This is a genomic window from Streptomyces sp. NPDC018026 (assembly GCF_044327745.1).
In the GTDB taxonomy this organism is placed as follows: Bacteria; Actinomycetota; Actinomycetes; order Streptomycetales; family Streptomycetaceae; genus Streptomyces; species Streptomyces rubrogriseus.
In genome coordinates this window covers 330,052-352,961 of the sequence record NZ_JBIRFY010000004.1, presented here as the reverse complement: position 1 = coordinate 352,961, position 22,910 = coordinate 330,052, and the positions used below count along the sequence as shown (strand labels likewise).

At 71.5% G+C, this 22,910-nt stretch carries 17 protein-coding genes and 1 riboswitch; of the genes, 10 read left to right on the top strand and 7 right to left on the bottom strand.

Annotation, left to right across the window (positions count from 1 at the left end; all coding sequences use genetic code 11):
- Positions 1–30: 30 nt before the first annotated feature.
- Together ACH4D3_RS15645 and ACH4D3_RS15640 are read right to left on the bottom strand one after the other, a co-directional pair.
- The gene (locus tag ACH4D3_RS15645) at positions 31–1,278 is read right to left on the bottom strand and encodes an outer membrane lipoprotein carrier protein LolA (RefSeq protein ID WP_398322013.1); all 1,248 of its coding nucleotides are present in this window, start codon (positions 1,276–1,278) and stop codon (positions 31–33) included.
- Between the two features lie 268 nt (positions 1,279–1,546).
- Positions 1,547–2,557 carry a polyprenyl synthetase family protein gene (locus ACH4D3_RS15640; RefSeq protein ID WP_361010018.1) on the bottom strand — a complete coding sequence of 337 codons (1,011 nt, stop codon included), beginning with the start codon at positions 2,555–2,557 and terminating at the stop codon, positions 1,547–1,549.
- A 611-nt stretch (positions 2,558–3,168) separates the two neighbouring features.
- A riboswitch (cyclic di-AMP (ydaO/yuaA leader) is annotated at positions 3,169–3,372 on the top strand.
- A gap of 4 nt (positions 3,373–3,376) precedes the next feature.
- Here ACH4D3_RS15640 and ACH4D3_RS15635 point away from each other — a divergent pair.
- Positions 3,377–3,868: a transglycosylase SLT domain-containing protein gene (locus tag ACH4D3_RS15635; protein WP_398322009.1), complete on the top strand. Its 492-nt coding sequence runs from the start codon at positions 3,377–3,379 to the stop codon at positions 3,866–3,868.
- A gap of 23 nt (positions 3,869–3,891) precedes the next feature.
- Here the strand turns inward: ACH4D3_RS15635 and ACH4D3_RS15630 are convergent, their stop codons facing one another.
- Positions 3,892–4,701 carry an HAD family hydrolase gene (locus tag ACH4D3_RS15630; RefSeq protein ID WP_398322006.1) on the bottom strand — a complete coding sequence of 270 codons (810 nt, stop codon included), beginning with the start codon at positions 4,699–4,701 and terminating at the stop codon, positions 3,892–3,894.
- A gap of 406 nt (positions 4,702–5,107) precedes the next feature.
- Between ACH4D3_RS15630 and fahA the strand changes: the two genes are divergently transcribed.
- The 8 genes from fahA to ACH4D3_RS15590 all read left to right on the top strand — a co-directional run bounded on the left by fahA (position 5,108) and on the right by ACH4D3_RS15590 (position 14,728).
- Positions 5,108–6,403, top strand: coding sequence for a fumarylacetoacetase (fahA, locus tag ACH4D3_RS15625; RefSeq protein ID WP_398322003.1), 1,296 nt, complete (start codon positions 5,108–5,110; stop codon positions 6,401–6,403).
- Positions 6,404–6,694: 291 nt separating this feature from the next.
- The gene (locus ACH4D3_RS15620) at positions 6,695–7,633 is read left to right on the top strand and encodes a M56 family metallopeptidase (RefSeq protein ID WP_109035760.1); all 939 of its coding nucleotides are present in this window, start codon (positions 6,695–6,697) and stop codon (positions 7,631–7,633) included.
- A gap of 189 nt (positions 7,634–7,822) precedes the next feature.
- Entirely contained in the window at positions 7,823–8,611 is a 789-nt protein-coding gene (locus tag ACH4D3_RS15615; RefSeq protein ID WP_398322000.1) for a GntR family transcriptional regulator, read from the top strand.
- Positions 8,612–8,652: 41 nt separating this feature from the next.
- Positions 8,653–8,880 (top strand): ferredoxin family protein, encoded by a 228-nt coding sequence (locus ACH4D3_RS15610; RefSeq protein ID WP_030145386.1) that lies wholly within the window; start codon positions 8,653–8,655, stop codon positions 8,878–8,880.
- Between the two features lie 14 nt (positions 8,881–8,894).
- The gene (locus tag ACH4D3_RS15605; protein ID WP_398321997.1) at positions 8,895–10,271 is read left to right on the top strand and encodes an ABC transporter substrate-binding protein; all 1,377 of its coding nucleotides are present in this window, start codon (positions 8,895–8,897) and stop codon (positions 10,269–10,271) included.
- Positions 10,268–11,167, top strand: coding sequence for an ABC transporter permease (locus tag ACH4D3_RS15600; protein ID WP_398321994.1), 900 nt, complete (start codon positions 10,268–10,270; stop codon positions 11,165–11,167). Before ACH4D3_RS15605 ends, ACH4D3_RS15600 begins: the two co-directional genes overlap by 4 nt.
- On the top strand, positions 11,145–11,969 hold the full coding sequence (locus ACH4D3_RS15595; protein ID WP_398321991.1) for an ABC transporter ATP-binding protein: 825 nt from the start codon (positions 11,145–11,147) through the stop codon (positions 11,967–11,969). Before ACH4D3_RS15600 ends, ACH4D3_RS15595 begins: the two co-directional genes overlap by 23 nt.
- 11 nt (positions 11,970–11,980) lie before the next feature.
- Entirely contained in the window at positions 11,981–14,728 is a 2,748-nt protein-coding gene (locus tag ACH4D3_RS15590) for a fumarate reductase/succinate dehydrogenase flavoprotein subunit (protein ID WP_398321988.1), read from the top strand.
- 53 nt (positions 14,729–14,781) lie between these two features.
- Here the strand turns inward: ACH4D3_RS15590 and recQ are convergent, their stop codons facing one another.
- Positions 14,782–16,800 (bottom strand): DNA helicase RecQ, encoded by a 2,019-nt coding sequence (gene recQ, locus ACH4D3_RS15585; protein ID WP_398321985.1) that lies wholly within the window; start codon positions 16,798–16,800, stop codon positions 14,782–14,784.
- 232 nt (positions 16,801–17,032) lie between these two features.
- Between recQ and ACH4D3_RS15580 the strand changes: the two genes are divergently transcribed.
- Positions 17,033–17,632, top strand: a complete 600-nt coding sequence (locus ACH4D3_RS15580; RefSeq protein ID WP_398322743.1) for a Uma2 family endonuclease — start codon at positions 17,033–17,035, stop codon at positions 17,630–17,632.
- Positions 17,633–17,708: 76 nt separating this feature from the next.
- Here the strand turns inward: ACH4D3_RS15580 and nuoN are convergent, their stop codons facing one another.
- From nuoN to nuoL, 3 genes are read right to left on the bottom strand one after another with little or no spacing between them, the layout of a single operon-like run.
- Entirely contained in the window at positions 17,709–19,367 is a 1,659-nt protein-coding gene (nuoN, locus tag ACH4D3_RS15575; RefSeq protein ID WP_398321983.1) for an NADH-quinone oxidoreductase subunit NuoN, read from the bottom strand.
- Positions 19,364–20,935, bottom strand: coding sequence for an NADH-quinone oxidoreductase subunit M (locus ACH4D3_RS15570; RefSeq protein WP_398321980.1), 1,572 nt, complete (start codon positions 20,933–20,935; stop codon positions 19,364–19,366). Before ACH4D3_RS15570 ends, nuoN begins: the two co-directional genes overlap by 4 nt.
- A gap of 5 nt (positions 20,936–20,940) precedes the next feature.
- Positions 20,941–22,905, bottom strand: a complete 1,965-nt coding sequence (gene nuoL, locus ACH4D3_RS15565) for an NADH-quinone oxidoreductase subunit L (RefSeq protein WP_398321977.1) — start codon at positions 22,903–22,905, stop codon at positions 20,941–20,943.
- Positions 22,906–22,910 lie beyond the last annotated feature (5 nt).

The following is a 22,910-nucleotide window of genomic DNA, read 5'->3' as shown; positions in this document are numbered from 1 at the left end:
CGCCGTACGGGTGGTGATGCCGCGCGGGTCCTACTTCGCGGCGTCGGCCGCCTTCACCAGCGCGTCCTTGGTGACCGCACCGGCGTAGACCTTGCCGTCGTCCGTGATCAGGGCGTTGACCAGACGGGTCTTGAAGACCGTGCCCGAGCCGAAGTCGCCCTTGACCTGGTCGCCGAAGGAGCCCAGGAAGCCGCCGAGGCCGGCGAGGTCACTGCCCGGGGAGCCCGTGGGCAGACCGCCCTGGGCGCCGGTGTCGAAGGTGGCGATCGAGTTCCAGCCCTCGCCGATGACCTTGAGGCCGTCCATCCCCTTGGCGAGGTCGCCCTCGGTCCCGCGCCCGTGCTCCGGGGCCTTGGCCCGCTCGCCGGCCTCGTCGGCCTCGGTGACCTTGGCCCCCTCGGGCGGCGTGAAGTCGAACGTCGACGCGTCCGGCTTGGCGAAGCTGACCTTGGTGAAGCCCACGTCCACGACGGCGGCGCCGCCGCTCGCCGGGGTCAGGGTGAACTTCAGCGGTGTCCCGGTCTCGGCGTCCACGGCCACGGTGATCGCACCGACCGTCGAGCCGTCCTGCTTGGGCTCGACGACCAGGCGGTAGGCGTCCCGGCCGGCCACCTGCGCGGTGCCGCCGACGGTCACGGACGTGGTGTCGTCCACCGCCTTGAGCGCCTGGTCGGCGAAGTCCTTCGGGGTGGCCGGCACGTCCTTGCCCGGCACGCCCTTCTCCGGCCGCTCGGCGCGGTCGGCGGCGGTGGAGTGGTAGACCTCGTTGGACCGGCTGTCGTAGCCCCAGACGTCCTTGCCGTTGTGGATCAGGCTGTACTCGGCGGCGTTCTCCAGCAGGGACAGCTTCTGCCGGTCCGGGCCGTCGGCCGCGACGCGCAGCGTGTGGCTGCCGGACACCAGCTCGGTGAGCTTGGCCGAGGGGTCGGCGGCGGAGCCCTCGTCGTCCCCGCCGGAACCCGGACCTCCGGACATTCCGGACATCAGGCCGCTCTCCAGCCCGCCGAGGTCCGGCAGACCCAGGTCGGTGTTGATGCGCACCGTGCCGGACAGCTGCTGGACGTCCGACTTGGCGATCTTCTCGATGAGCTGCTCCGCCGTGACCTTCGGCAGGTCGGGGTCGCCGGAGTCGGCGAGCGCGGGGACGAGCCCGATCGTCGCGGCCGCCACTCCCATCACCGCGACCGGGACGACGTACCGCGCGGCCTTGCGCCGTCCGGCCCGCAGCTCCTCGCCCTCCCCGGCGGTCGTGTTGTCGTCGGAATCGATCGGTGCCATGTGTGCCCTACCTCCGTCGTCGGCGGCGGCTGTCTCACGACCTCGCACTCGTTCACCCGTGAGCCGCCATTCTCACCCGAATCGGTGAGGATTGGTGTTTTTCCGTGGTGTCCATCTGACCAAATCCCCGGCGCACAGGCGTCAGACCGCGGGCTCAACTCCGCCTACTCCTGCGGGATGACACTCAGGGGTACCGGCTCCCCCGCCCCGTAGGGGCCGGCGGGGACCACGAGGCGGCGACGGACCGCGGGCGGCGGTCCGGCGGCGGTCAGCCGGCCCGGTGGACCACGGCGTCGCACAGCTCCACCAGCGCGGCCTTCGCGTCGCACTCCCGCAGCGGGGCCAGCGCCGCCCGGGCCTCCTCCGCGTACCGGACGGTGTCCCGGCGGGCCTGCTCCAGCGCGGGGTGGGCGCGCAGCAGGCGCAGCGCCTCGGCGTGCCGCGCGTCGTCGCTCAGGTCGGAGTCGAGCAGCTCGCACAGCGCGATGTCCTCGGCGAGACCCAGCCGGGCCGCCCGCTCGCGCAGCCGCAGTACGGGCAGGGTGGGGATGCCCTCGCGCAGGTCCGTGCCGGGCGTCTTGCCGGACTCGTCGGAGTCGGAGGCGATGTCCAGGACGTCGTCCGCGAGCTGGAAGGCGACGCCGAGCCGCTCGCCGTACTGGGTGAGGACGTCCACCACCGTCTCGTCGGCGCCGGACATCATCGCGCCGAACCGGCACGAGACCGCCACCAGGGAGCCCGTCTTGCCGCCCAGCACGTCCAGGTAGTGGTCGACCGGGTCGCGGCCGTCCTGCGGGCCGGCCGTCTCCAGGATCTGACCGGTGACCAGCCGTTCGAAGGCGAGGGCCTGGACCCGGACCGCCTCGGGGCCGAGGTCGGCGAGGATCTGGGAGGCGCGGGCGAACAGGAAGTCACCGGTGAGGACCGCGACCGAGTTGTCCCAGCGGGTGTTCGCACTGGGCACCCCGCGCCGCACGGCGGCCTCGTCCATCACGTCGTCGTGGTAGAGCGTGGCGAGGTGGGTCAGCTCCACGACCACGGCCGAGGGCACGATCCCGGGGGCGTAGGGGTCTCCGAACTGGGCCGAGAGCATCACCAGCAGCGGCCGGAACCGTTTCCCGCCGGCCCGCACCAGGTGCTGGGCGGCCTCCGTGATGAACGGCACCTCGCTTTTGGTTGCCTCAAGCAACCCTTCCTCGACAGCAACCAATCCGGCCTGGACATCGGCTTCCAGAGCCTGGTCCCGCACGCTCAGCCCGAACGGCCCGACGACGGTCACGAGGGGTCTCCTGTCTGCTGGTGTCTACTGGCGATTACCTGGTTTGTCGATAGGTCGCTGCCACCACTCAAGTCAGCGTATCCGGTCACGTTTCGATCACCGCTAGCGCCCACCGTTACAGGCTGGTCGGTATCGGATCATGAACGGTATGTTTTTGATCAGGTGATATGAGCAGATTTTGATTGATATCGCCAGAGGGGACGAGCCGGAGCCGGAGGGCGAACGGGCCGGAGCAGCCACCGAAGATCCCATCACTCCTCCCAACGGCCCGCACTTCGAGAACGTCACCCGATCGACACGCCCACCCCTCCCCCGCTGCCCGCGTCCTCCCGCTCGACACCCGAAGCCGTCCCCACCCGCGGCCGGTTGGCTCCCAGTTGGGGTTAATGCCCCATTTGCCGTGCTTGTTGAAGTCAGTGAGTTGGCTCACTCCGCGCAACCCACAGGCAACCCCGGCGGAACCTGTGCCCTCCCTTTGCCCCGCAAGCCAGTTGGGGATTGGCAGCAGCAAAGGATCAAGAGCCTCAAACGCCTCAGACCAAGGTCAACAGGCATGTTGGGTGATTCCTGCACTTGTTCCGGACATGTGCTCTCGCATACGTTCCCGGCCTGTCGGGTGGACGCCGAATCCTGCCACCGCCCGTCGCACAGTCATCCACCCAACAAACTCGCCGGCAGGAGCGGGGGACCCAGGTAAGTCGCCGCACCGGTCACCACCGGAGCGGCTCGGGGTGAAGCCGTACCCGTCAGGGCACGGCCGGGCACCTCCCCGCCCGAACCCGACAGCTCACCTCGTAGGCGTAAGGAGAGGGACACCGCATGTCTGCCAACGGTCAGAACCGACCCGCCCGCACCAGCCGCCTCGCCCGCAAGCTCGCCGTGGCCGGCACCGGTGCCGCGGTGCTCGCGCTGCCGCTCATCGGCGCCACCACCGCTTCCGCGGCCACCCCGGCCGCCGCCACGACCGCCACCACGGCGGCCACGGCCTACCCGGACAACCTCGACGGCTGGATCCGCGAGTCGCTCGACATCATGGCCCAGCACGGCATCCCCGGGACCTACGAGGGCATTCACCGCAACATCATGCGTGAGTCCTCCGGCAACCCGCTCGCCATCAACAACTGGGACATCAACGCCATCAACGGCACCCCGTCCAAGGGTCTGCTCCAGGTGATCGACCCGACCTTCCAGGCTTACCACGTCGAGGGCACCTCCTGGGACCCGTACGACCCGGTCGCCAACATCACCGCCGCCTGCAACTACGCGGCCGACCGCTACGGCTCGATGGACAACGTCTTCAGCGCCTACTGAGCCGTACACCGCCTGAACCTCGCCTAAGAGGTACCGAAGATCCGCTCGAGGACGACGGCCACGCCGTCGTCCTCGTTCGTCGTGGTGACCTCGTCGGCCACCGCCTTGAGTTCGGGGTGGGCGCCGGCCATGGCGACACCGTGGGCCGCCCACTGGAACATCGGGATGTCGTTGGGCATGTCCCCGAAGGCGATCGTCCGCCGCCGCTCCAGACCCAGGTGCTCGGCGGCCAGCGCCAGACCGGTGGCCTTGGTGATGCCGCAGGGCTGGAGCTCCACCGTGCCGGGCCCCGACATGGTGACCGTCGCGAGGGAGCCGACCACCGCGCGAGCCGTCGCCGCCAGTTCGTCGTCGGTCAGGTCGGGGTGGCGCAGCAGCACCTTGCTGATCGGCGTGGACCACAGCTGGGCACGCCGCTCGACACGCACCGCGGGCAGCGTCGGGTGGGGCATCAGGTAGCCCGGCTCGATGAGCGTCAGCCCGTCGACGCCGTCCTGGTCCACGGCCGCGTGCACCTGGCCCACCTCGGCCTCGATCTTGCCGAGCGCGGTCTCGGCCAGCTCCCGGTCCAGGGTGACCGACCACAGCATCCGGTGCGCGCCGGCGTCGTACACCTGCGCGCCCTGTCCGCACACCGCGAGCCCCGTGCAGCCGAGCCGGTCGAGCAGGGAGCGCACCCGGGGTGCCGGCCGCCCCGTCACCACCAGGTGCCGCGCACCGGCCCCGGCGACCCGCGCCAGCGCGGCCAGCGACCGGTCGGAGACGGTGTCGTCGCCTCGGAGCAGCGTGCCGTCCAGGTCGGTGGCGACGAGTGAATACGCGGTGCGGTCCATGATCAGAGAATACGGACACCGCACCCGTCCGACTCACCCGTGACCGCTTCCGAACGAGGGCGTAGCGAGTGCGCTCGAACCCGCACGGCGTTGCAAGACGACGCCCGATGATGTCCGATGATGTCCGAAACCTGACACATCATCGGCTAAAGCCGATTCAAGGCCTGTGCACCGGGTTGGCAGCGGCAGGGCACACCACCTGCCCTCCGGGCGCTCCCGGCGGCGTCTTCCGTCTCCGAACCCGGACCGGGCGCCGCCGCCTTCGGCGGTACTGCCCAAGAGCGGCACGTCACCCGTAACGTGTGGCCGACCGCGTGTGTCACGTGACGCACCCCGATCACGTGACACAACGGCACACACGGCGCGCACGGCGCACATGGCGAGCACGAAAGCGAGGCAGCACCCGATGCCCCCCTTCGATGTCCCCGAGGGCGACCCCTTCGGCCCGCACAACCTTCCGTACGGCGTGTTCTCGATCCCCGGCTCGGCCGACCGGGCGGACCGGACGGTGGGTGTCCGGCTGGGCGACCACGTCCTCGACGCGGGGGCGGCGGCCCACGCGCTCGGCTCGCCGTACGCGGCCCTCCTCGCGCAGCCCACCCTCAACCCGCTGCTGGCGGCCGGGCGCACGACGTGGTCGGACGTGCGGCGCGCGCTGACGGCTTGGGTGACCGTCCCCTCCCACCGCGAGGCCCTGGAGCCCTTCTTCCACCCGCTGTCGTCGGTGACCCTGCACCTGCCCTTCGAGGTCGCCGACTACGTCGACTTCTACGCCTCCGAGAACCACGCCCGCAACGTCGGCCAGATCTTCCGCCCCGAGGCCGCCGACTCCCTCACCCCGAACTGGAAGCACCTCCCGATCGGCTACCACGGCCGCTCCGGCACGGTCGTCGTCTCGGGCACGGACGTCGTGCGCCCGTCGGGGCAGCGCAAGGCCCCGGCCGACGCCGCACCCGTCTTCGGCCCGTCCGTCCGGCTCGACATCGAGGCGGAGGTCGGCTTCGTGGTGGGCGTGCCGTCCGAACTGGGCAGTCCGGTCGCGCTCGGCGACTTCCGCGAGCACGTCTTCGGGCTCTGCCTGCTCAACGACTGGTCCGCGCGGGACGTCCAGGCCTGGGAGTACGTCCCCCTCGGTCCGTTCCTCGGCAAGTCCTTCACCACCTCGGTGGCGGCGTGGATCACTCCGCTGGACGCGCTGGAGGAGGCCCGGGTGGCGCCGCCCGAGCGCACGCACGAGCTGCTGCCCTACCTGGACGACACGGACACCGGCCAGGACGACCCCGGCGGCTACGACCTGCGGATCTCCGTCGCCGTCAACGGCCACGTCGTCTCCGAGCCGCCGTTCTCCACCATGTACTGGACGGCCGCCCAGCAGTTGGCCCACATGACGGTCAACGGAGCCTCGCTGCGCACCGGCGACCTCTACGGCTCGGGCACGGTGAGCGGGCCCACCGAGCGGGAGCGCGGGTCGCTGCTCGAACTGACCTGGAACGGCCGCGAGCCGCTGGAACTCCCCGACGGCAAGCGGACGTTCCTGGAGGACGGCGACGTGGTGACCCTGTCGGCCTGGGCCCCTGGACCGGACGGTGTCCGGGTGGGGCTGGGAGAGGTGACCGGGCGAGTGGTCGGCCGGGGGGCCGGGCAGGGCGGCGGGCAGGGCGGCGGGCAGGGGGGCGGGCAGGGGGGCGGGCAGGGCGCCTGACGGTACGCGCGACGCTGCGCCCGACGCCGTGGCCGACGTGGTGGCCGACGTGGTGGCCGACGTGGTGGCCGACGGAATGCGGGGCCGGTACGCCCAAGGACCCTGTGCCCAAAGCTCCTGCGCCCAAGGACCGTACGCCCAGGTTCCGGAATCGGTGTCCGCCGACACCTGACTCACACCGCCCGGCCCCGTCATACTGGCGTCGGGCGGTGTGCGCGCACGGCCCGGCGCAGCACCACCCCTGTACAGCCAGAGCCGCCCATCCTTCGACCAGGATCCGGAGCCAGTGGCATGACCGTCTGCCTGCTCCTGCTGTTCGTCGTCGCCGTGACCGCCGCGGTGCCGGTGCCCCGCGCGCTGACCCGTTCCGCGTGGCCGGAGCGGGATCCCGTGGTCGGGCTGTGGGTGTGGCAGTGCCTGGTCGCGACGGTGCTGCTGTGCTGCCTGACGGCACTCGCCCTCGGCGCCACCGCCGTCTTCGGGACCGTCCGCGCCCAGCTCTTCGCACCGGCGCCGCCCGCGGTGACCGCCGCGTACAACCTCTCGGCCGGCCCGGTCTGGGCGGCCGCCCTCACCCTGCTGCTGGCGGCCGGGGCCGCCTGGACGACCGCGATGCTGGCCCGCGAGCTGGTCGAGGCCCGCCGTCGGCGCGCCCGGTCCCGCGCCCACCTGCGCGAGCGCGCCCCCGACCTGCCCGCCGGACTCCCGGCCGCCCGTGGTCCGCTGCTGGTCCTGGAGGACGAGTACCCGGACGCCTGGTGGATGCCCGGCAGCCCGCCCCAGCTGATCGTCACCACCGGTGCCCTGCACCGCCTCACCGACCATCAGCTGGACGCCGTCCTCACCCACGAGCGCGGCCACGCCCGGGCCCGCCACGACTGGCTGCTGCACCTGTCGACCGCCCTGGCCACCGGTTTCCCGAGCGTGCCGCTCTTCGCCCACTTCTGCGACCAGACCCACCGGCTGGTCGAGCTCTCGGCCGACGACACCGCCTCCCGCCGCTGCGGCCACCTGACCACCGCGCTGGCCCTGATCGAGTTGAACCAGCACCGCGGCGTCCTCTCCTGCGCCTCCAGCCACCGCCTCCTCGGCGAACGCGTCGACCGCCTCCTGGAACCCCGCCCCCGCCTGCCCCGCCGCCACCGGGCCCTGACCACGGCAACGGCTGCCCTGGTCCCGCTCATCCCCCTCCTCATCACCTTCGCCCCTGGCCTGACAGCCCTGGCCTAGCCGCCCCAACCTCCCACCCCGCCCCCACCACCACGGCCACGCCGACCCCGCGCGATCCGGCACACCCCGGTGGCAGAACTGCCCCACCTCCAACGAAAACCCCAGCTCACCCCGGCCATCGACGGGGCCCCGAGTGGCGCAACATTCCAGCAACACCACTAATCCGACCGGATAGGTATGGTTCCAGCCATGCCGCCCACCGACCGCATCCGAGACCACGCCGGCCAGGGCGCGACCACCGTCGCCGCCCACCGCACGCGGCGCCGGCTGCGCGCCGACCGGGCCCGTCAACTCGCCGACCTGCTCCGCCGCCAGCTCCTCGACGACGCCTTCCCCGACGGCACCCTCCCCCACGAGGACACCCTCGCCGCCGACTACGACACCACCCGCAACACCGTCCGCCAGGCGCTCGACCTACTGCGTGCCGAAGGCCTGGTGGTCCGGCAGCCCGGCATCGGCACGGTGGTCGTGGCCCGCAAGTACGCCCACGGGCTGGACCGTCTGATGGGCCTCGCCGAGACCCTGCACGAACACGGCCGCGTCACCAACGAGGTCCGCACCACGGTCCCCGTCCCGGCCCCCGCCCCGGTCGCCGAACGCCTCCGCGTCCCACCCGGCGCCGACGTCCTCTACATCGAGCGCCTGCGCCGCCTGAACGGCGTCCCCCTCTCCCTTGACCTCACCTACCTCCCCCTCGACATCGGCACCGCCCTGCTCGGCGCCGACCTGGAGAACACCGACGTCTTCCGGCTCCTGGAATCCGTCACCGGCCGGCCCCTCGGCCACGCCGAGATCACCCTGGAGGCCGTCACCGCCGACGCGCACTCCGCCGCCGTGCTGGAGGCCCCGCGCGGCACGGCCGTCCTCATGCTGGAACGGCTCACCCATCTCGCCGACGGCCGCCCCGTCGACCTGGAGTTCGTCCGCTTCCGCGGTGACCGCATCGCGATGAGCGGCCTGCTGCACCGTTCCCTGTAATCCCCCTCACCCCCTTTCGCGCACCCTCCCTGGAGACAGCCATGCCTTTGGCGCCCCAGCGGGCCGACGTGCCCGTGACCATCGACGAGTCGAAGTGCATCGAAGGCTGCACGCTCTGCGTGGACATGTGCCCGCTGGACTCCCTCGCCATCGACGAGCGCAACGGCAAGGCGTACATGCACGTCGACGAGTGCTGGTACTGCGGCCCGTGCGCCGCCCGCTGCCCCACCGGGGCGGTCACGGTCAACATGCCCTACCTGCTCCGGTGAGAGGCCGACTCCCCATGAAACCGAAACGCACCACGCTCCCCCTGCCCGCCCTTCCCGCCACCGCTGCTTCCGTGGCCCTGCTCCTCTCCGTCACCGCCTGCGGCGGCGACGCCTCCGCCGACGGGGACGGCGCCACGGTCACCGTGACCGTCGGCTACCAGTCGAGGACGATCAACACGGTCACCGCCGGCACCCTGCTGCGCTCCCTCGGCTACTTCGAGAAGCAGCTCAACTCCCTCGGCGACGGCATCACCTACAAGGTCGACTGGCAGGACTACGCGACCGGTGCGCCCATCACCGCCCAGATGACCGCCGGGAAGATCGACATCGGCTCGATGGGCGACTTCCCCCTGCTCATCAACGCGGCCCGCGGCAAGCAGCTCGGCAAGCCCACCCGCCTGGTCTCGGTCACCGGCTACAACCTCCGCGGCGGCCTCAACACCATCGTCGTCGCACCCGGTTCCTCCCTCGCCTCCCTGAAGGACCTCAAGGGCAAGAAGGTCTCCACGAGCGTCGGCTCGGCGGCCGACGGCACCCTCGTACGCGCCCTGCAACGCGCCGGTCTCGACCCCGCCGAGGACATCGAGAAGCTCAACCAGCAGCCCGCGGTGGGCGCTTCGGCCCTGGACTCGGGGAGCGCGGACGCCCTGTCGCAGTTCGTCGCCTGGCCCGGCCTGCTCGCCCACCAGGGCAAGGCGAAGGCGCTGTACGACGGAGCGCGGCTGAACCTGCCCACGTTCCACGGCGTCACCGCCGCCGAGGACTTCGCGAAGCAGCGTCCCGCCGTGCTGGAGGCCTTCTTGAAGGCTCAGACCCAGGCGACGGACTACCTGGACGCACACCCCGTGGCCGCCGCCGAGAAGGTCGCGAAGGCCACCGGTCTGCCCGCGGAGACCGTCTACCTCTACAACGGCGCCCAGGGCATCGCCACCTTCGACCCGGCGATCAAGCCGCAGCTCGTCGCGGCCCTCAAGAAGGACGTCTCGATCCTCAAGGACGCGAAGCTCACCGGCGACGTGGACGTGGACGCCTTCGTCGACGACCAGTACGTGAAGAAGGCGCTCGGCCCGGCCGGGTACGCCGAGCGTCTCGCCTCCGCACCCCCGGAACCGGCCGGCGAGGTCTGGCCCAAGGGTGCGCGGAAGACCCTGGCCTTCTCCTCCCCCACGGCGCTGCTGCGGCACGTGGCCGGACATCGCGAGGAGGTCCGCGCCGCGTACGTCCCCGACACCACCACCGGCACCCTCTGGTTCGCCGACCGGGCGGTGTGGGTGGCCGACGGCGGCGACCTGCTGCCCTTCGTCACACCGGAGACCGCACAGGCGTATGTCGCAGGGCACGGCGGGGCGCGCGTCGTGCCGTACGCCGAGGCACTGGAGCGGGCATCGTGAACCGCTCCGTCCGATACGCACTGCGGATCGCCTCGCTCGCGCTGGCCCTGGGCCTGTGGCAGCTGCTGACCAGCCAGGACATCGACCTGTGGCTGCGCTTCTCGCAGTTCCCGACCGTCACCGACGTGGCCCGCACCTTCGCCGACCGGCTGGCGGGGCCCGACTACTGGACGGACCTCACCGACAGCCTGACCCGCATCCTCACCGGCTTCCTGCTCGCCGCCGTCCTGGGCGTGGCCACCGGTGTGCTCGTGGCCCGCTCGCGGCTGGCCGAGGACCTGCTCGGCCCGGTCCTGGAGGTGATCCGGCCCATACCCGCCATCGCCCTCGTCCCGGTGGCGATCCTCCTGTTCCCCTCCAACGAGCAGGGCATCGTCTTCATCACCTGCACCGCCGCCTTCTTCCCCGTGCTGGTCTCCACCCGGCACGCGGTACGCGCGCTGACGCCCGTGTGGGAGGAAGCGGTCCGCACCATGGGCGGCGGCCGGTGGCGGGTCCTCGGCTCGGTGGTCCTGCCGGGCGCCCTGCCCGGTGTCTTCGGCGGCCTGTCGGTCGGCATCGGCGTCTCGTGGATCTGTGTGATCTCCGCCGAGATGATCTCCGGTCAGTACGGCGTGGGGTACCGCACCTGGCAGGACTACACGGTCGTCGATTACCCGGGCGTCTTCGTCGGCATGGTCACCATCGGCGTACTCGGCTGGCTGACGTCCACGGCCGTGGAACTGCTGGGCCGCCGCCTGACCCACTGGCTGCCACGCACGGCACAGGGTCCCGCCGCCCGCCCGAAGACCGCGCGGTCCGGGGCGGCGCAACCGCCCGCCGCCCCCTCCGCCGTACGCAAGCACACCCGCGCCCGTCCCGAGGAGGCACGCGATGAGCACCTCGTCCGAGACTGAGACCTCGACCGAGACCGCTACTGCGGCCGAGACTGCAACCGCGGCCGCGAGCGAAACCGGGGTGTCTCCCCGCGGCACCCGGCTCACGCTGCGCGGAGCCACCCTCGGCCGCCCGGACGCCGTCGCGGTGAGCGGTGTGGACGTCGACGTCTCCCCCGGCGAGATCCTCACCGTGGTCGGGCCCTCGGGCTGCGGCAAGTCGACGCTGCTGCGCACGCTGGCCGGCCTGCTGCCGCCGCTGGCCGGCACGGCGGAACAGGACGGGCGCCCGATCGACGGCCCGGGTGCGGACCGCGCACTGGTCTTCCAGGAGGACGCCCTCCTGCCCTGGCGCACCCTGCGCGCCAACGTCGAACTCCCGCTCGCCGTCCAGGGCCTGCCCCGCACCGAACGCCGGGGCCAGGCGGCGGCCTGGCTGGAACGGGTCGGACTCGCCTCCCAGGCCCGGCACTTGCCGCATCGCGTCTCCGGTGGGCAGCGCCAGCGCGCCCAGTTGGCCCGCGCGCTGGCCGGACGCCCCCGTGCCGTCCTGATGGACGAGCCCTTCGGCGCCCTCGACGCCCAGACCCGCGCCGGCATGCAGGACCTGCTGGTGGAGGTGCTGCACGGCACCGGAGCCACCGTCGTCTTCGTCACCCACGACGTGGACGAGGCCCTGTACCTCGGCGACCGTGTCGCCCTGCTCGGCACCGGCCGCCCGACCGACGTGCGCGACGTGCCCCGCCCCCGGGACCGCACCGCGCACGACGACCCGGCCCGCACGGCGCTGCGGCGCGACGTCCTGACATCCCTCGGCACCTGAAAGGCCCCCTGGTGGAGATCCCCGCCCTCACCGACGCCGAAGAACTCTCCTGCGACGTCCTCGTCGTCGGCGGCGGCACCGCCGGCACCATGGCCGCGCTGACCGCCGCCGAGCACGGCGCGAACGTACTGCTGCTGGAGAAGGCCCACGTCCGCCACTCCGGGGCCCTCGCCATGGGCATGGACGGCGTCAACAACGCCGTCGTCCCCGGCCGCGCCGAACCCGACGACTACGTCGCCGAGATCACCCGCGCCAACGACGGCATCGTCGACCAGTCCACCGTCCGCCAGACCGCCACCCGCGGCTTCGCCATGGTCCAGCGGCTGGAGTCGTACGGGGTGAAGTTCGAGAAGGACGAGCACGGCGACTACGCGGTCCGCCAGGTGCACCGGTCCGGCTCCTACGTGCTGCCGATGCCCGAGGGCAAGGACGTCAAGAAGGTCCTCTACCGGCAACTGCGGCGGCGCGAGATGCGCGAGCGCATCCGCATCGAGAACCGCGTGATGCCGGTGCGGATCCTGACGGCGGAGGGACGGGCGGTGGGCGCGGCCGGCTTCAACACCCGCACCGGGCGGTTCGTGACCGTCCGCGCGGGTGCCGTGGTCCTCGCCACCGGCGCCGCCGGCCGGCTCGGTCTGCCCGCCTCCGGCTACCTCTACGGCACCTACGAGAACCCCACCAACGCCGGTGACGGCTACTCCATGGCCTACCACGCCGGTGCCGAACTCACCGGCATCGAGTGCTTCCAGATCAACCCGCTGATCAAGGACTACAACGGCCCGGCGTGCGCCTATGTCGCCAACCCCTTCGGCGGCTACCAGGTCAACCGGCACGGCGAGCGCTTCGTCGACTCCGACTACTGGTCGGGCCAGATGATGGCCGAGTTCGCCGCGGAGGTCGCCAGCGACCGGGGGCCGGTGTACCTGAAGCTCAGCCACCTCCCCGAGGAGTCGGTCTCCGCCCTGGAGTCCATCCTGCACTCCACCGAGCGGCCGACGCGCGGCACATTCCACGCGGGCCGCGGGCACGACTACCGCACCCACGACGTCGAGATGCACATCTCCGAGATCGGGCTGTGCGGCGGCCACTCCGCCTCGGGCGTCCGCGTCGACGACCACGCGCGCACCACCGTCCCCCGCCTCTACGCCGCCGGTGACCTGGCCTGCGTGCCGCACAACTACATGATCGGCGCGTTCGTCTTCGGCGATCTGGCGGGCGCGGACGCCGCCCAGTACACGGCCTACGCGGGTGAACTGCCGCCGGAACAGCTGCGCGAGGCGCACGAGCTGGTCTACCGCCCGCTGCGCAACCCCGACGGACCGCCGCAACCCCAGGTCGAGTACAAGCTGCGGCGCTTCGTCAACGACTACGTGGCGCCGCCGAAGTCCGGTGCCCGGCTGTCGCTCGCCCTGGAGTCCTTCGAGCGGATGCGCACGGACATCGCGGCGATGGGCGCCCGCACCCCGCACGAGCTGATGCGCTGCGCCGAGGTCACCTTCATCCGCGACTGCGCGGAGATGGCCGCCCGGTCCTCCCTTGCCCGCACGGAATCCCGCTGGGGCCTGTACCACGAGCGCGTCGACATCCCCGAGCGCGACGACGCGTCCTGGTTCCACCACCTCGATCTGCACAAGTCCCCCTCCGGTGCCATGGAGTTCACGGCACGTCCCGTGGCTCCCTACCTGGTTCCCGTCGACGAGTTCACGCCGGTCGGCGGCCCCTCCCGGCACCTCGGCGAGGTGCACCCGGAGCAGGTGGCGACGGCCGGGGACCGCGATGCCGCGCCCCTCGCCACCGGGGCCCGCCCCACGGCCACCCCGCCCCCCGCGCCCACCATGCCCCCCGCGGTCACCACGGCCGCCGAACCCGGTGCCGCCGGATCCCCCAGGCTGCTGGAACTGCTCGCCCTGGCCGAGAACGAGCCCGGCCTCTCCGCCCTCCGTCCGTACCTGTCCGACCCCGCACCGGGCGTCCGGCGCACGGCGGTCACCGTGCTCACCGAGACCGTCCCGGCCGGTACCGGCCCGGCGCTGGCCGCCGCCCTGTCCGATCCCGACGCCGAGGTGCGCGCCGCCGCGGCCGCCTCCCTGCGTGAACTGGCCGAGACGCTGACGCCCGAACCCGCCCTGGGCGAGCCCCTCGCCGCGGCCCTGGCCCGCACCGACCCCGTCGTCCGCGCCACCGCCCTCGACCTGCTGCGCATCCTGCGGCTGGGCCACGCCGACACGTTCGCCGCCGCTCTGCGCGACCCCGACGCCCTGGTGCGCATCGAAGCGGTGCGCGGGCTGGTCTCGCTGGACGCCGCCGAGTCGCTCTCCCCGGCCGCCGACGATCCGTCCCGCGAGGTGCGGGTCGCGGTCGCCAAGGCGCTGGGGACGCTGCGGGCGGCCCCCCGCACCGGCAGCCCCCTCGACCGGCTCACCGAGGACCCCGACGCCCTGGTCCGTGGCGCCGCCCTCGCGGCCCTGGCGGACACGGGCTGCCCCGCCCCCCTGGCGGCCCGTGCGGTCACCGCGCTGTCCGACCCCGCCTGGCAGGTACGGGCGGGCGCGGCCACCGCGCTGTCCGCGGCCGGTTCCGACCGCGCGGTCCCCGTCCTCGCCAAGGCCCTCGCCGACCGGAACGCCGACGTCCGCAAGGCGGCCGTCCTCGCCCTGACCCGGCACACGGCCACCACCGAGGACGCCCGGACGGCACTCGCGACCGTCACCGGCGACACGGACGCCGACGTCAGGGCGTACGCGACCCGGGCGCTGTGACGCGCGGCGGGCGCCAGGGCCGGCCTCCCGCCCGGCCCGGTCCTGTCCTGTCCCTATATCCAGTCGTCGGGCTCGGGCTCCGGCTCGTGCTCGGGCCAGTCGTCCCCGGCGGCCTGCGCACCCGAACCGGTTCCCGGTCCGTCCGACGGGGCGGGCGCGGGCGCCGGGGCGGAGCCCGGTCCCTCCAGCCCCGCCAGCACCTCGACCACGCCCTCCCCGTACGTCGCCAGCTTCTTCTCGCCGACCCCGCTGATGCCCCCGAGCTGCCCGACCGAGGCGGGCCACACGGTGACGATCTCCCGCAGGGTGGCGTCGTGGAAGATGACGTACGCCGGGACGCCCTGCTCGCGGGCCTGCTCCGCACGCCAGGCGCGCAGTGCCTCGAAGGCGGGGACCAGCTCCTGGGGCAGCTCGGCGGCGGCCGCCTTCGCCTTGCGCTCACCGCGTCCGCCGCCCGCCGACTTGGCCGCGGCGGGCTTCTTGGGCTCCTTGCGCAGCGGCACCTCCCGCTCCCGCCGCAGGACCTCACCACTGGTGTCGGTCAGCACCAGCGTGCCGTACTCCCCCTCGACCGCGAGCAGGCCCTGGGCCAGCAGCTGCCGGGCCACACCCCGCCACTCGCCCTCCGTCAGCTCCTCGCCGATGCCGAACACGGAGAGCTGGTCGTGATCGAACTGGATCACCTTGGCCGTCCGCTTGCCCAGCAGGATGTCGATGATCTGCCCGGCGCCGAACTTCTGCCCCCGCTCGCGCTTCAGCCGCACCACCGTCGACAGCACCTTCTGCGCCGCCACCGTGCCGTCCCAGGTCTCCGGCGGGGTCACGCAGGTGTCGCAGTTGCCGCAGGCGGAGCCGTCCGGGTCCTGGCCGAAGTAGGCGAGGAGCTGGCCCCGGCGGCACCGGGCGGTCTCGCACAGGGCGAGCATGGCGTCCAGGTGGGACTGGGCCCGGCGGCGGAACGCCTCGTCGCCCTCGCCGGACTGGATCAGCTTGCGCTGCTGTATGACGTCGTTGAGGCCGTACGCCATCCAGGCCGTGGAGGGCAGGCCGTCCCGCCCCGCGCGGCCGGTCTCCTGGTAGTAGCCCTCGACCGACTTCGGCAGGTCGAGGTGGGCGACGAAGCGCACGTCCGGCTTGTCGATGCCCATGCCGAAGGCGATGGTGGCCACCACCACCAGGCCCTCCTCGCGCAGGAACCTCGACTGGTGCGCCGCGCGGGTGCCCGCGTCCAGTCCCGCGTGGTACGGCACCGCCTCGACGCCGTTGCGCGACAGGAACTCCGCGGTCTTCTCGACCGAGTTGCGCGAGAGGCAGTACACGATGCCCGCGTCGCCGGCGTGCTCCTCCCGCAGGAAGCCCAGGAGCTGCTTCTTGGGGTCGGACTTCGGCACGACCCGGTACTGGATGTTGGGGCGGTCGAAGCTGGCCACGAAGTGCCGCGCCGACGGCATGTGCAGCCGCTCGGTGATCTCGCGGTGGGTGGCGTCGGTGGCCGTCGCCGTGAGCGCGAGCCGGGGCACGTCCGGCCAGCGCTCGCCCAGCAGCGACAGGGCGAGGTAGTCGGGCCGGAAGTCGTGGCCCCACTGGGAGACACAGTGCGCCTCGTCGATGGCGAACAGGGAGATCTTGCCGCGGGAGAGCAGGTCGAGGGTGCTGTCCAGGCGCAGCCGCTCGGGCGCCAGATACAGCAGGTCCAGCTCGCCGGCCAGGAACTCGGCCTCCACCACGCGCCGCTCGTCGAAGTCCTGCGTGGAGTTCATGAACCCGGCCCGCACGCCGAGCGCCCGCAGCGCGTCGACCTGGTCCTGCATCAGCGCGATCAGTGGCGAGACCACGATGCCCGTACCGGGCCTGACCAGGGACGGGATCTGGTAGCACAGCGACTTTCCGCCGCCGGTCGGCATGAGCACGACGGCGTCGCCGCCGGCGATCACGTGCTCGACGACCGCCTCCTGCTCGCCGCGGAAGGCGTCGTATCCGAAGACCCGGTGCAGGGTGGCCAGCGCCTCGCTGTCCTCGTCCCTCACCTGCGCCGTCTCTGCCATCTCGCCGATCACGCCCGTCCCGCCCATCGTCTGGTCCCCCGTACGTACTACCTCGCCCGTCCGGCCTGTCTGGTCCGTCCTGCCCCGACCACTGCCTCAACGATAGGGGTCCGCGCCGACAGCCCGGGAGTTATCCACAGGCTGCCCGGCACCGCCCGCGTCAAGGACACGACGATCGTTCACACGTTCGCGGGAGACCCGCCCGTTTCCGGCGGATAGTCTGATTGCACCCGCGAGACTCCGTCCCATGGGAGCACTGATGAGCGTCGCACCGAAGGCGTCCACGCCCGACTGGCCGACCCCGCCGGAGGGCGGCTGGACCGCGGACGACCTGGACCGGCTTCCGAACCTGCCTCCGCACACGGAGCTGATCGACGGGAGCCTGGTCTTCGTGAGTCCGCAGACCGCCTTTCATGAACGAGCTGTCGACTTCTTCAAGTGGCAGCTGCAGTCGCTGGCACCCGGCGAGTTCGAGGTCTTCCGTGAGTTCACGATTGACATCGACGCACAAAACCGGCCGGAGCCGGACGTCATCGTGCTCCGGGCGGATGCCTGGACCGAGTCGGCACAGACCCGGTTTCCCGCGGATGGGGTCCTGCTGGCAGTCGAGGTGGTCTCCCCGGACTCGGTGTCCCGAGACCGCGAGACCAAGCCATTGAAGTACGCCAGGGCGAAAATTCCCCACTACTGGCGGGTGGAGAGCGAAAATGGATTCGCCGTGGTCCACGTCTTCGAGCTGGAGCCGACGACTGGTGCTTACACGAGCATCGGCATCTTCCGTGAGCGCCTGAAACTCGATGCACCCTTCCCGATGGAGCTGGACCTGACCGCCATCAAGGCCCGGCCGCGCGGCAAATAGGACTGCCCTTGCACGGCCACGGCCCGGAACCCTCGCGGGGGTACCGGGCCGTGGCCACAAAGCCGCGAGCGCGGCGTCAGCGCACGAACACCCCCGCCTGACCCGCCAGGTCCAGGAAGTACTGCGGCGCCACGCCGAGCACCACCGTGACGGCCACGCCCACGGCGATCGCCGTCATCGTCAGCGGTGACGGCACCGCGACGGTCGGGCCCTCCGGACGCGGCTCGCTGAAGAACATCAGCACGATCACCCGGATGTAGAAGAACGCGGCGATCGCCGACGAGATCACGCCGATCACGACCAGCGGGGCCGCACCGCCCTCCGCCGCCGCCTTGAACACGGCGAACTTCCCCGAGAACCCGGAGGTCAGCGGGATACCGGCGAAGGCCAGCAGAAACACCGCGAAGACCGCCGCCACCAGTGGCGACCTGCGGCCGAGCCCGGCCCACTTCGACAGGTGCGTCGCCTCGCCGCCCGCGTCGCGGACCAGCGTGACGACCGCGAAGGCGCCGATCGTGACGAAGGAGTACGCGGCCAGGTAGAAGAGGACGGACGAGATGCCCTCCGGCGTGGTCGCGATGACACCGGCGAGGATGAAGCCCGCGTGCGCGATCGACGAGTACGCCAGCAGCCGCTTGATGTCGGTCTGTGTGATCGCGACGATCGCCCCGGCCAGCATCGTGACGATCGCCACGCCCCACATCACCGGCCGCCAGTCCCAGCGCAGGCCGGGCAGGACGACGTAGAGGATGCGGAGCAGGGCGCCGAAGGCGGCCACCTTGGTCGCCGCCGCCATGAAGCCGGTCACGGGCGTCGGCGCACCCTGGTACACGTCCGGCGTCCACATGTGGAACGGCACGGCGCCCACCTTGAACAGCAGGCCCATGACGATCAGCGCGGAGCCGACGAGCAGCAGCGCGTCGTTGCCCATGGTGTCCGCGAGCGCCGGGGTGACGTTCTGGACGGTGCCGTCGACGACCTGGGCGATCGTGCCGTACGACATGGAGCCCGCGTAGCCGTAGAGCAGCGCGATGCCGAACAGGGTGAACGCGGAGGCGAAGGCGCCGAGCAGGAAGTACTTGACCGCCGCCTCCTGCGACATGAGCCGCTTGCGGCGGGCCAGCGCGCACAGCAGGTACAGCGGGAGGGAGAAGACCTCCAGCGCCACGAACAGCGTCAGCAGGTCGTTGGCCGCCGGGAAGACCAGCATGCCGGCGACGGCGAAGAGGAGGAGCGGGAAGACCTCCGTCGTGGTGAAGCCGGCCTTGACCGCCTTCTGCTCGCTCTCGCTGCCGGGCACGGCGGCCGCCTGCGCGGCGAAGGAGTCGACGCGGTTGCCATGCTGTTCCGGGTCGAGGCGGCGCTCGGCGAAGGTGAACAGGGCGACCAGGCTGGTCAGCAGGATGGTGCCCTGCAGGAACAGGGCCGGTCCGTCGACGGCGACGGCACCCATCGCCGCGATCCCCGCCTTGGTCGTGCCGTACCCGTCCGCCGCGAGGGCGACGATCGCCGCGAACGCCGCGACCAGGGCGACGGCGGACACGAACATCTGCGCGTAGTAGCGGGACCTGCGCGGCACGAAGGCCTCGACCAGGATTCCGATGATCGCCGCGCCGAGGACGATGAGGACGGGCGACAACTGCCCGTACTCGATCTTCGGCGCGTCGATCTTGGCGATCGGATCGGCCGCCGTCGCCGCCGTTGTCCACAGGCTGTGGACGGCTGATGCGCTCACTTGGCCGCCTCCACCTCAGGCTGGGGGTCCGTCTTGTGTACGTCGGACATGGTCTGTTCCACCGCCGGGTTGACGATGTCCGTCACGGGCTTCGGGAAGACGCCCAGGAAGATCAGCAGCGCCACCAGCGGCGCCACGACCACCAGCTCGCGCACCCGCAGGTCGGGCATCCCGTTCACCTCGGCCTTCACCGGGCCCGTCATCGTCCGCTGGTAGAGGACGAGGGTGTAGAGCGCGGCGAGGACGATGCCGAGGGTGGCGATGATGCCGATCACCGGATAGCGCGTGAACGTGCCGACCAGGACCAGGAACTCACTGACGAAGGGCGCGAGGCCCGGCAGGGAGAGGGTCGCCAGGCCGCCGATCAGGAAGGTGCCGGCCAGGATCGGGGCGACCTTCTGCACACCGCCGAAGTCGGCGATGAGCCGCGAGCCGCGCCGCGAGATCAGGAATCCGGCGATCAGCATCAGCACGGCGGTCGAGATGCCGTGGTTGACCATGTACAGCGTGGCGCCGGACTGGCCCTGGCTGGTCATCGCGAAGATGCCCATGATGATGAAGCCGAAGTGCGAGATCGACGCGTAGGCGATCAGCCGCTTGATGTCGCGCTGGCCGACCGCGAGCAGCGCGCCGTAGATGATGCTGATGACCGCCAGGACCAGGATGACCGGCGTCGCCCACTTGCTGGCCTCCGGGAAGAGCTGGAGGCAGTAGCGGAGCATTGCGAAGGTGCCGACCTTGTCGACGACCGCCGTGATGAGCACGGCGACCGGCGCGGTCGACTCCCCCATGGCGTTGGGCAGCCAGGTGTGCAGCGGGAACAGCGGCGCCTTCACCGCGAAGGCGAAGAAGAAGCCGAGGAAGAGCCAGCGCTCGGTGCTGGTCGCCATGTCCAGCGAGCCGTTGGCCCGGGCCTCGGCGATCTCCGTGAGCGAGAAGTTCCCGGCGACCACGTACAGCCCGATCACCGCGGCCAGCATGATCAGACCGCCGGCCAGGTTGTAGAGGAGGAACTTCACCGCGGCGTACGACCGCTGGGTCGCCGCCGTCTTCTCGCCGTGCTCGTGCGCCCGGTCCCCGAAACCGCCGATCAGGAAGTACAGCGGGATCAGCATGGCTTCGAAGAAGATGTAGAAGAGGAAGACGTCGGTGGCCTCGAAAGAGATGATCACCATCGCCTCGACGGCCAGGATCAGGGCGAAGAAGCCCTGTGTCGGCCGCCACCGGCTGCTGCCGGTCTCCAGCGGGTCGGCGTCGTGCCAGCCCGCGAGGATGATGAACGGGATCAGCAGGGCGGTCAGCGCGATCAGTGCCACCGCGATGCCGTCCACGCCCAGTTCGTACCGGACGCCGAAGTCCGCGATCCAGGAATGGGACTCGGTGAGCTGGTAGCGGTCGCCGTCGGGGTCGAAGCGGACCAGGACCGCGATCGCCAGCCCGAGCGTGGCCAGCGAGACCAGCAGCGCCAGCCACTTGGCCGCGGTGCGTTTCGCGGCCGGCACGGCTGCCGTGGCGATCGCCCCGACGGCCGGGAGGGCCGCCGTGACTGTCAGCAGGGGAAAGGACATCGGTATCAGACCGCCCTCATCAGCAGGGTCGCGGCGACGAGGAGTGCCGCACCGCCGAACATCGAGACCGCGTACGAGCGCGCGAAGCCGTTCTGCAGCTTGCGCATCCGCCCGGACAGGCCGCCGACCGAGGCCGCCGTGCCGTTGACGACTCCGTCGACCACGGTGTGGTCGACGTAGACCAGGGAGCGCGTCAGGTGCTCGCCGCCACGGACCAGAACGACGTGGTTGAAGTCGTCCTGGAGCAGGTCGCGCCGGGCTGCCCGGGTGAGCAGCGACCCGCGCGGGGCGACGGCCGGGACCGGACGGCGCCCGTACTGCGCCCAGGCGACGGCGACGCCGATGACCATGCAGGCCACCGTCGCCCCGGTGACCGCCCCGGCGCTGATCGGGGAGTCGCCGTGGCTGTGCCCGGTGATGGGCTCCAGCCAGTGCATGAAGCGGTCGCCGATGCTGAAGAAGGCACCGGCCCCGACCGATCCGACGGCCAGCACGATCATCGGGATCGTCATGAGCCCCGGCGACTCGTGCGGGTGCGGGGGCTCGTACGTGCCGCGTGTCTCTGCGGCAGGCTCCACGTCCGGCTTCGCGGGCGACGGCGTCGGGGCGTTGCGCCAGCGCTCCTCGCCGAAGAACGTCATCAGCATCACGCGCGTCATGTAGTACGCGGTGATGGCCGCGCCCAGCAGGGCACAGGCGCCGAGGATCCAGCCCTCGGTGCCGCCCTTGGCGAACGCCGCCTCAATGATCTTGTCCTTGGAGAAGAAGCCGGACAGGCCGGGGAAGCCGATGATGGCGAGGTAGCCGAGGCCGAAGGTGACGAAGGTGACCGGCATGTACTTGCGCAGTCCGCCGTAGCGGCGCATGTCGACCTCGTCGTTCATGCCGTGCATGACGGAACCGGCGCCGAGGAAGAGCCCGGCCTTGAAGAAGCCGTGCGTCACCAGGTGCATGATCGCGAAGACGTAGCCGATCGGGCCGAGGCCCGCGGCGAGCACCATGTAGCCGATCTGCGACATGGTCGAGCCGGCCAGCGCCTTCTTGATGTCGTCCTTGGCGCAACCGACGATCGCACCGAAGAGCAGCGTGACCGCGCCCACGATGGTGACCACCAGTTGCGCGTCGGGTGCGCCGTTGAAGATCGCGCCGGACCGGACGATCAGGTACACGCCCGCCGTCACCATGGTCGCGGCGTGGATGAGGGCCGAGACCGGGGTCGGGCCCTCCATCGCGTCGCCGAGCCAGGACTGCAGCGGCACCTGGGCGGACTTGCCGCAGGCGGCGAGCAGCAGCATCAGGGCGATCGCGGTGAGCTTGCCCTCGTCCGCGCCGGACGCGAGCCCGGCCTCCCCGTGGCCGCCGAGCACCGGCCCGAAGGCGAAGGTGCCGAACCACAGGAACATCAGCATGATGCCGATGGACAGGCCCATGTCGCCGACGCGGTTGACCAGGAAGGCCTTCTTCGCGGCGGTGGCGGCGCTGGGCTTGTGCTGCCAGAAGCCGATCAGCAGGTAGGAGGCGAGTCCGACGCCCTCCCAGCCGACGTACAGCAGCAGGTAGTTGTCGGCGAGGACGAGGATCAGCATCGCCGCGAGGAACAGGTTCAGGTAGCCGAAGAAGCGGCGGCGGCGCTCGTCGTGCTCCATGTACGCGACCGAGTACAGGTGGATGAGCGAGCCGACGCCGGTGATGAGCAGGACGAACGTCATCGACAGCTGGTCGAGCCGGAAGGCGACGTCGGCCTGGAATCCCTCCACCGGGATCCAGCTGAACAGGTGCTGCGTCAGGGTGCGGTCCTCGGTGCCGCTGCCGAGCAGGTCGGCGAAGAGGACGACGCCGATCACGAAGGACACGGCGGCCAGCAGCGTGCCGATCCAGTGGCCGACGCGGTCCAGCCGGCGTCCGCCGCACAGCAGGACCGCCGCTCCGAGCAGGGGCGCCGCCACCAGCAGCGCAATCAGGTTCTCCACGTTTC

What these genes read in the sequence shown, in the direction of transcription:
- ACH4D3_RS15610 (WP_030145386.1), top strand. Translation starts at nt 8,653, where the DNA reads ATGCCTTTGGCGCCCCAGCGGGCCGACGTGCCCGTGACCATCGACGAG.
- ACH4D3_RS15580 (WP_398322743.1), top strand. Translation starts at nt 17,033, where the DNA reads ATGAGCGTCGCACCGAAGGCGTCCACGCCCGACTGGCCGACCCCGCCG.
- ACH4D3_RS15635 (WP_398322009.1), top strand. Translation starts at nt 3,377, where the DNA reads ATGTCTGCCAACGGTCAGAACCGACCCGCCCGCACCAGCCGCCTCGCC.
- ACH4D3_RS15620 (WP_109035760.1), top strand. Translation starts at nt 6,695, where the DNA reads ATGACCGTCTGCCTGCTCCTGCTGTTCGTCGTCGCCGTGACCGCCGCG.
- ACH4D3_RS15615 (WP_398322000.1), top strand. Translation starts at nt 7,823, where the DNA reads ATGCCGCCCACCGACCGCATCCGAGACCACGCCGGCCAGGGCGCGACC.
- ACH4D3_RS15605 (WP_398321997.1), top strand. Translation starts at nt 8,895, where the DNA reads ATGAAACCGAAACGCACCACGCTCCCCCTGCCCGCCCTTCCCGCCACC.
- ACH4D3_RS15570 (WP_398321980.1), bottom strand. Translation starts at nt 20,935, where the DNA reads ATGTCCTTTCCCCTGCTGACAGTCACGGCGGCCCTCCCGGCCGTCGGG.
- fahA (WP_398322003.1), top strand. Translation starts at nt 5,108, where the DNA reads ATGCCCCCCTTCGATGTCCCCGAGGGCGACCCCTTCGGCCCGCACAAC.
- ACH4D3_RS15630 (WP_398322006.1), bottom strand. Translation starts at nt 4,701, where the DNA reads ATGGACCGCACCGCGTATTCACTCGTCGCCACCGACCTGGACGGCACG.
- ACH4D3_RS15595 (WP_398321991.1), top strand. Translation starts at nt 11,145, where the DNA reads ATGAGCACCTCGTCCGAGACTGAGACCTCGACCGAGACCGCTACTGCG.
- recQ (WP_398321985.1), bottom strand. Translation starts at nt 16,800, where the DNA reads ATGGGCGGGACGGGCGTGATCGGCGAGATGGCAGAGACGGCGCAGGTG.
- ACH4D3_RS15645 (WP_398322013.1), bottom strand. Translation starts at nt 1,278, where the DNA reads ATGGCACCGATCGATTCCGACGACAACACGACCGCCGGGGAGGGCGAG.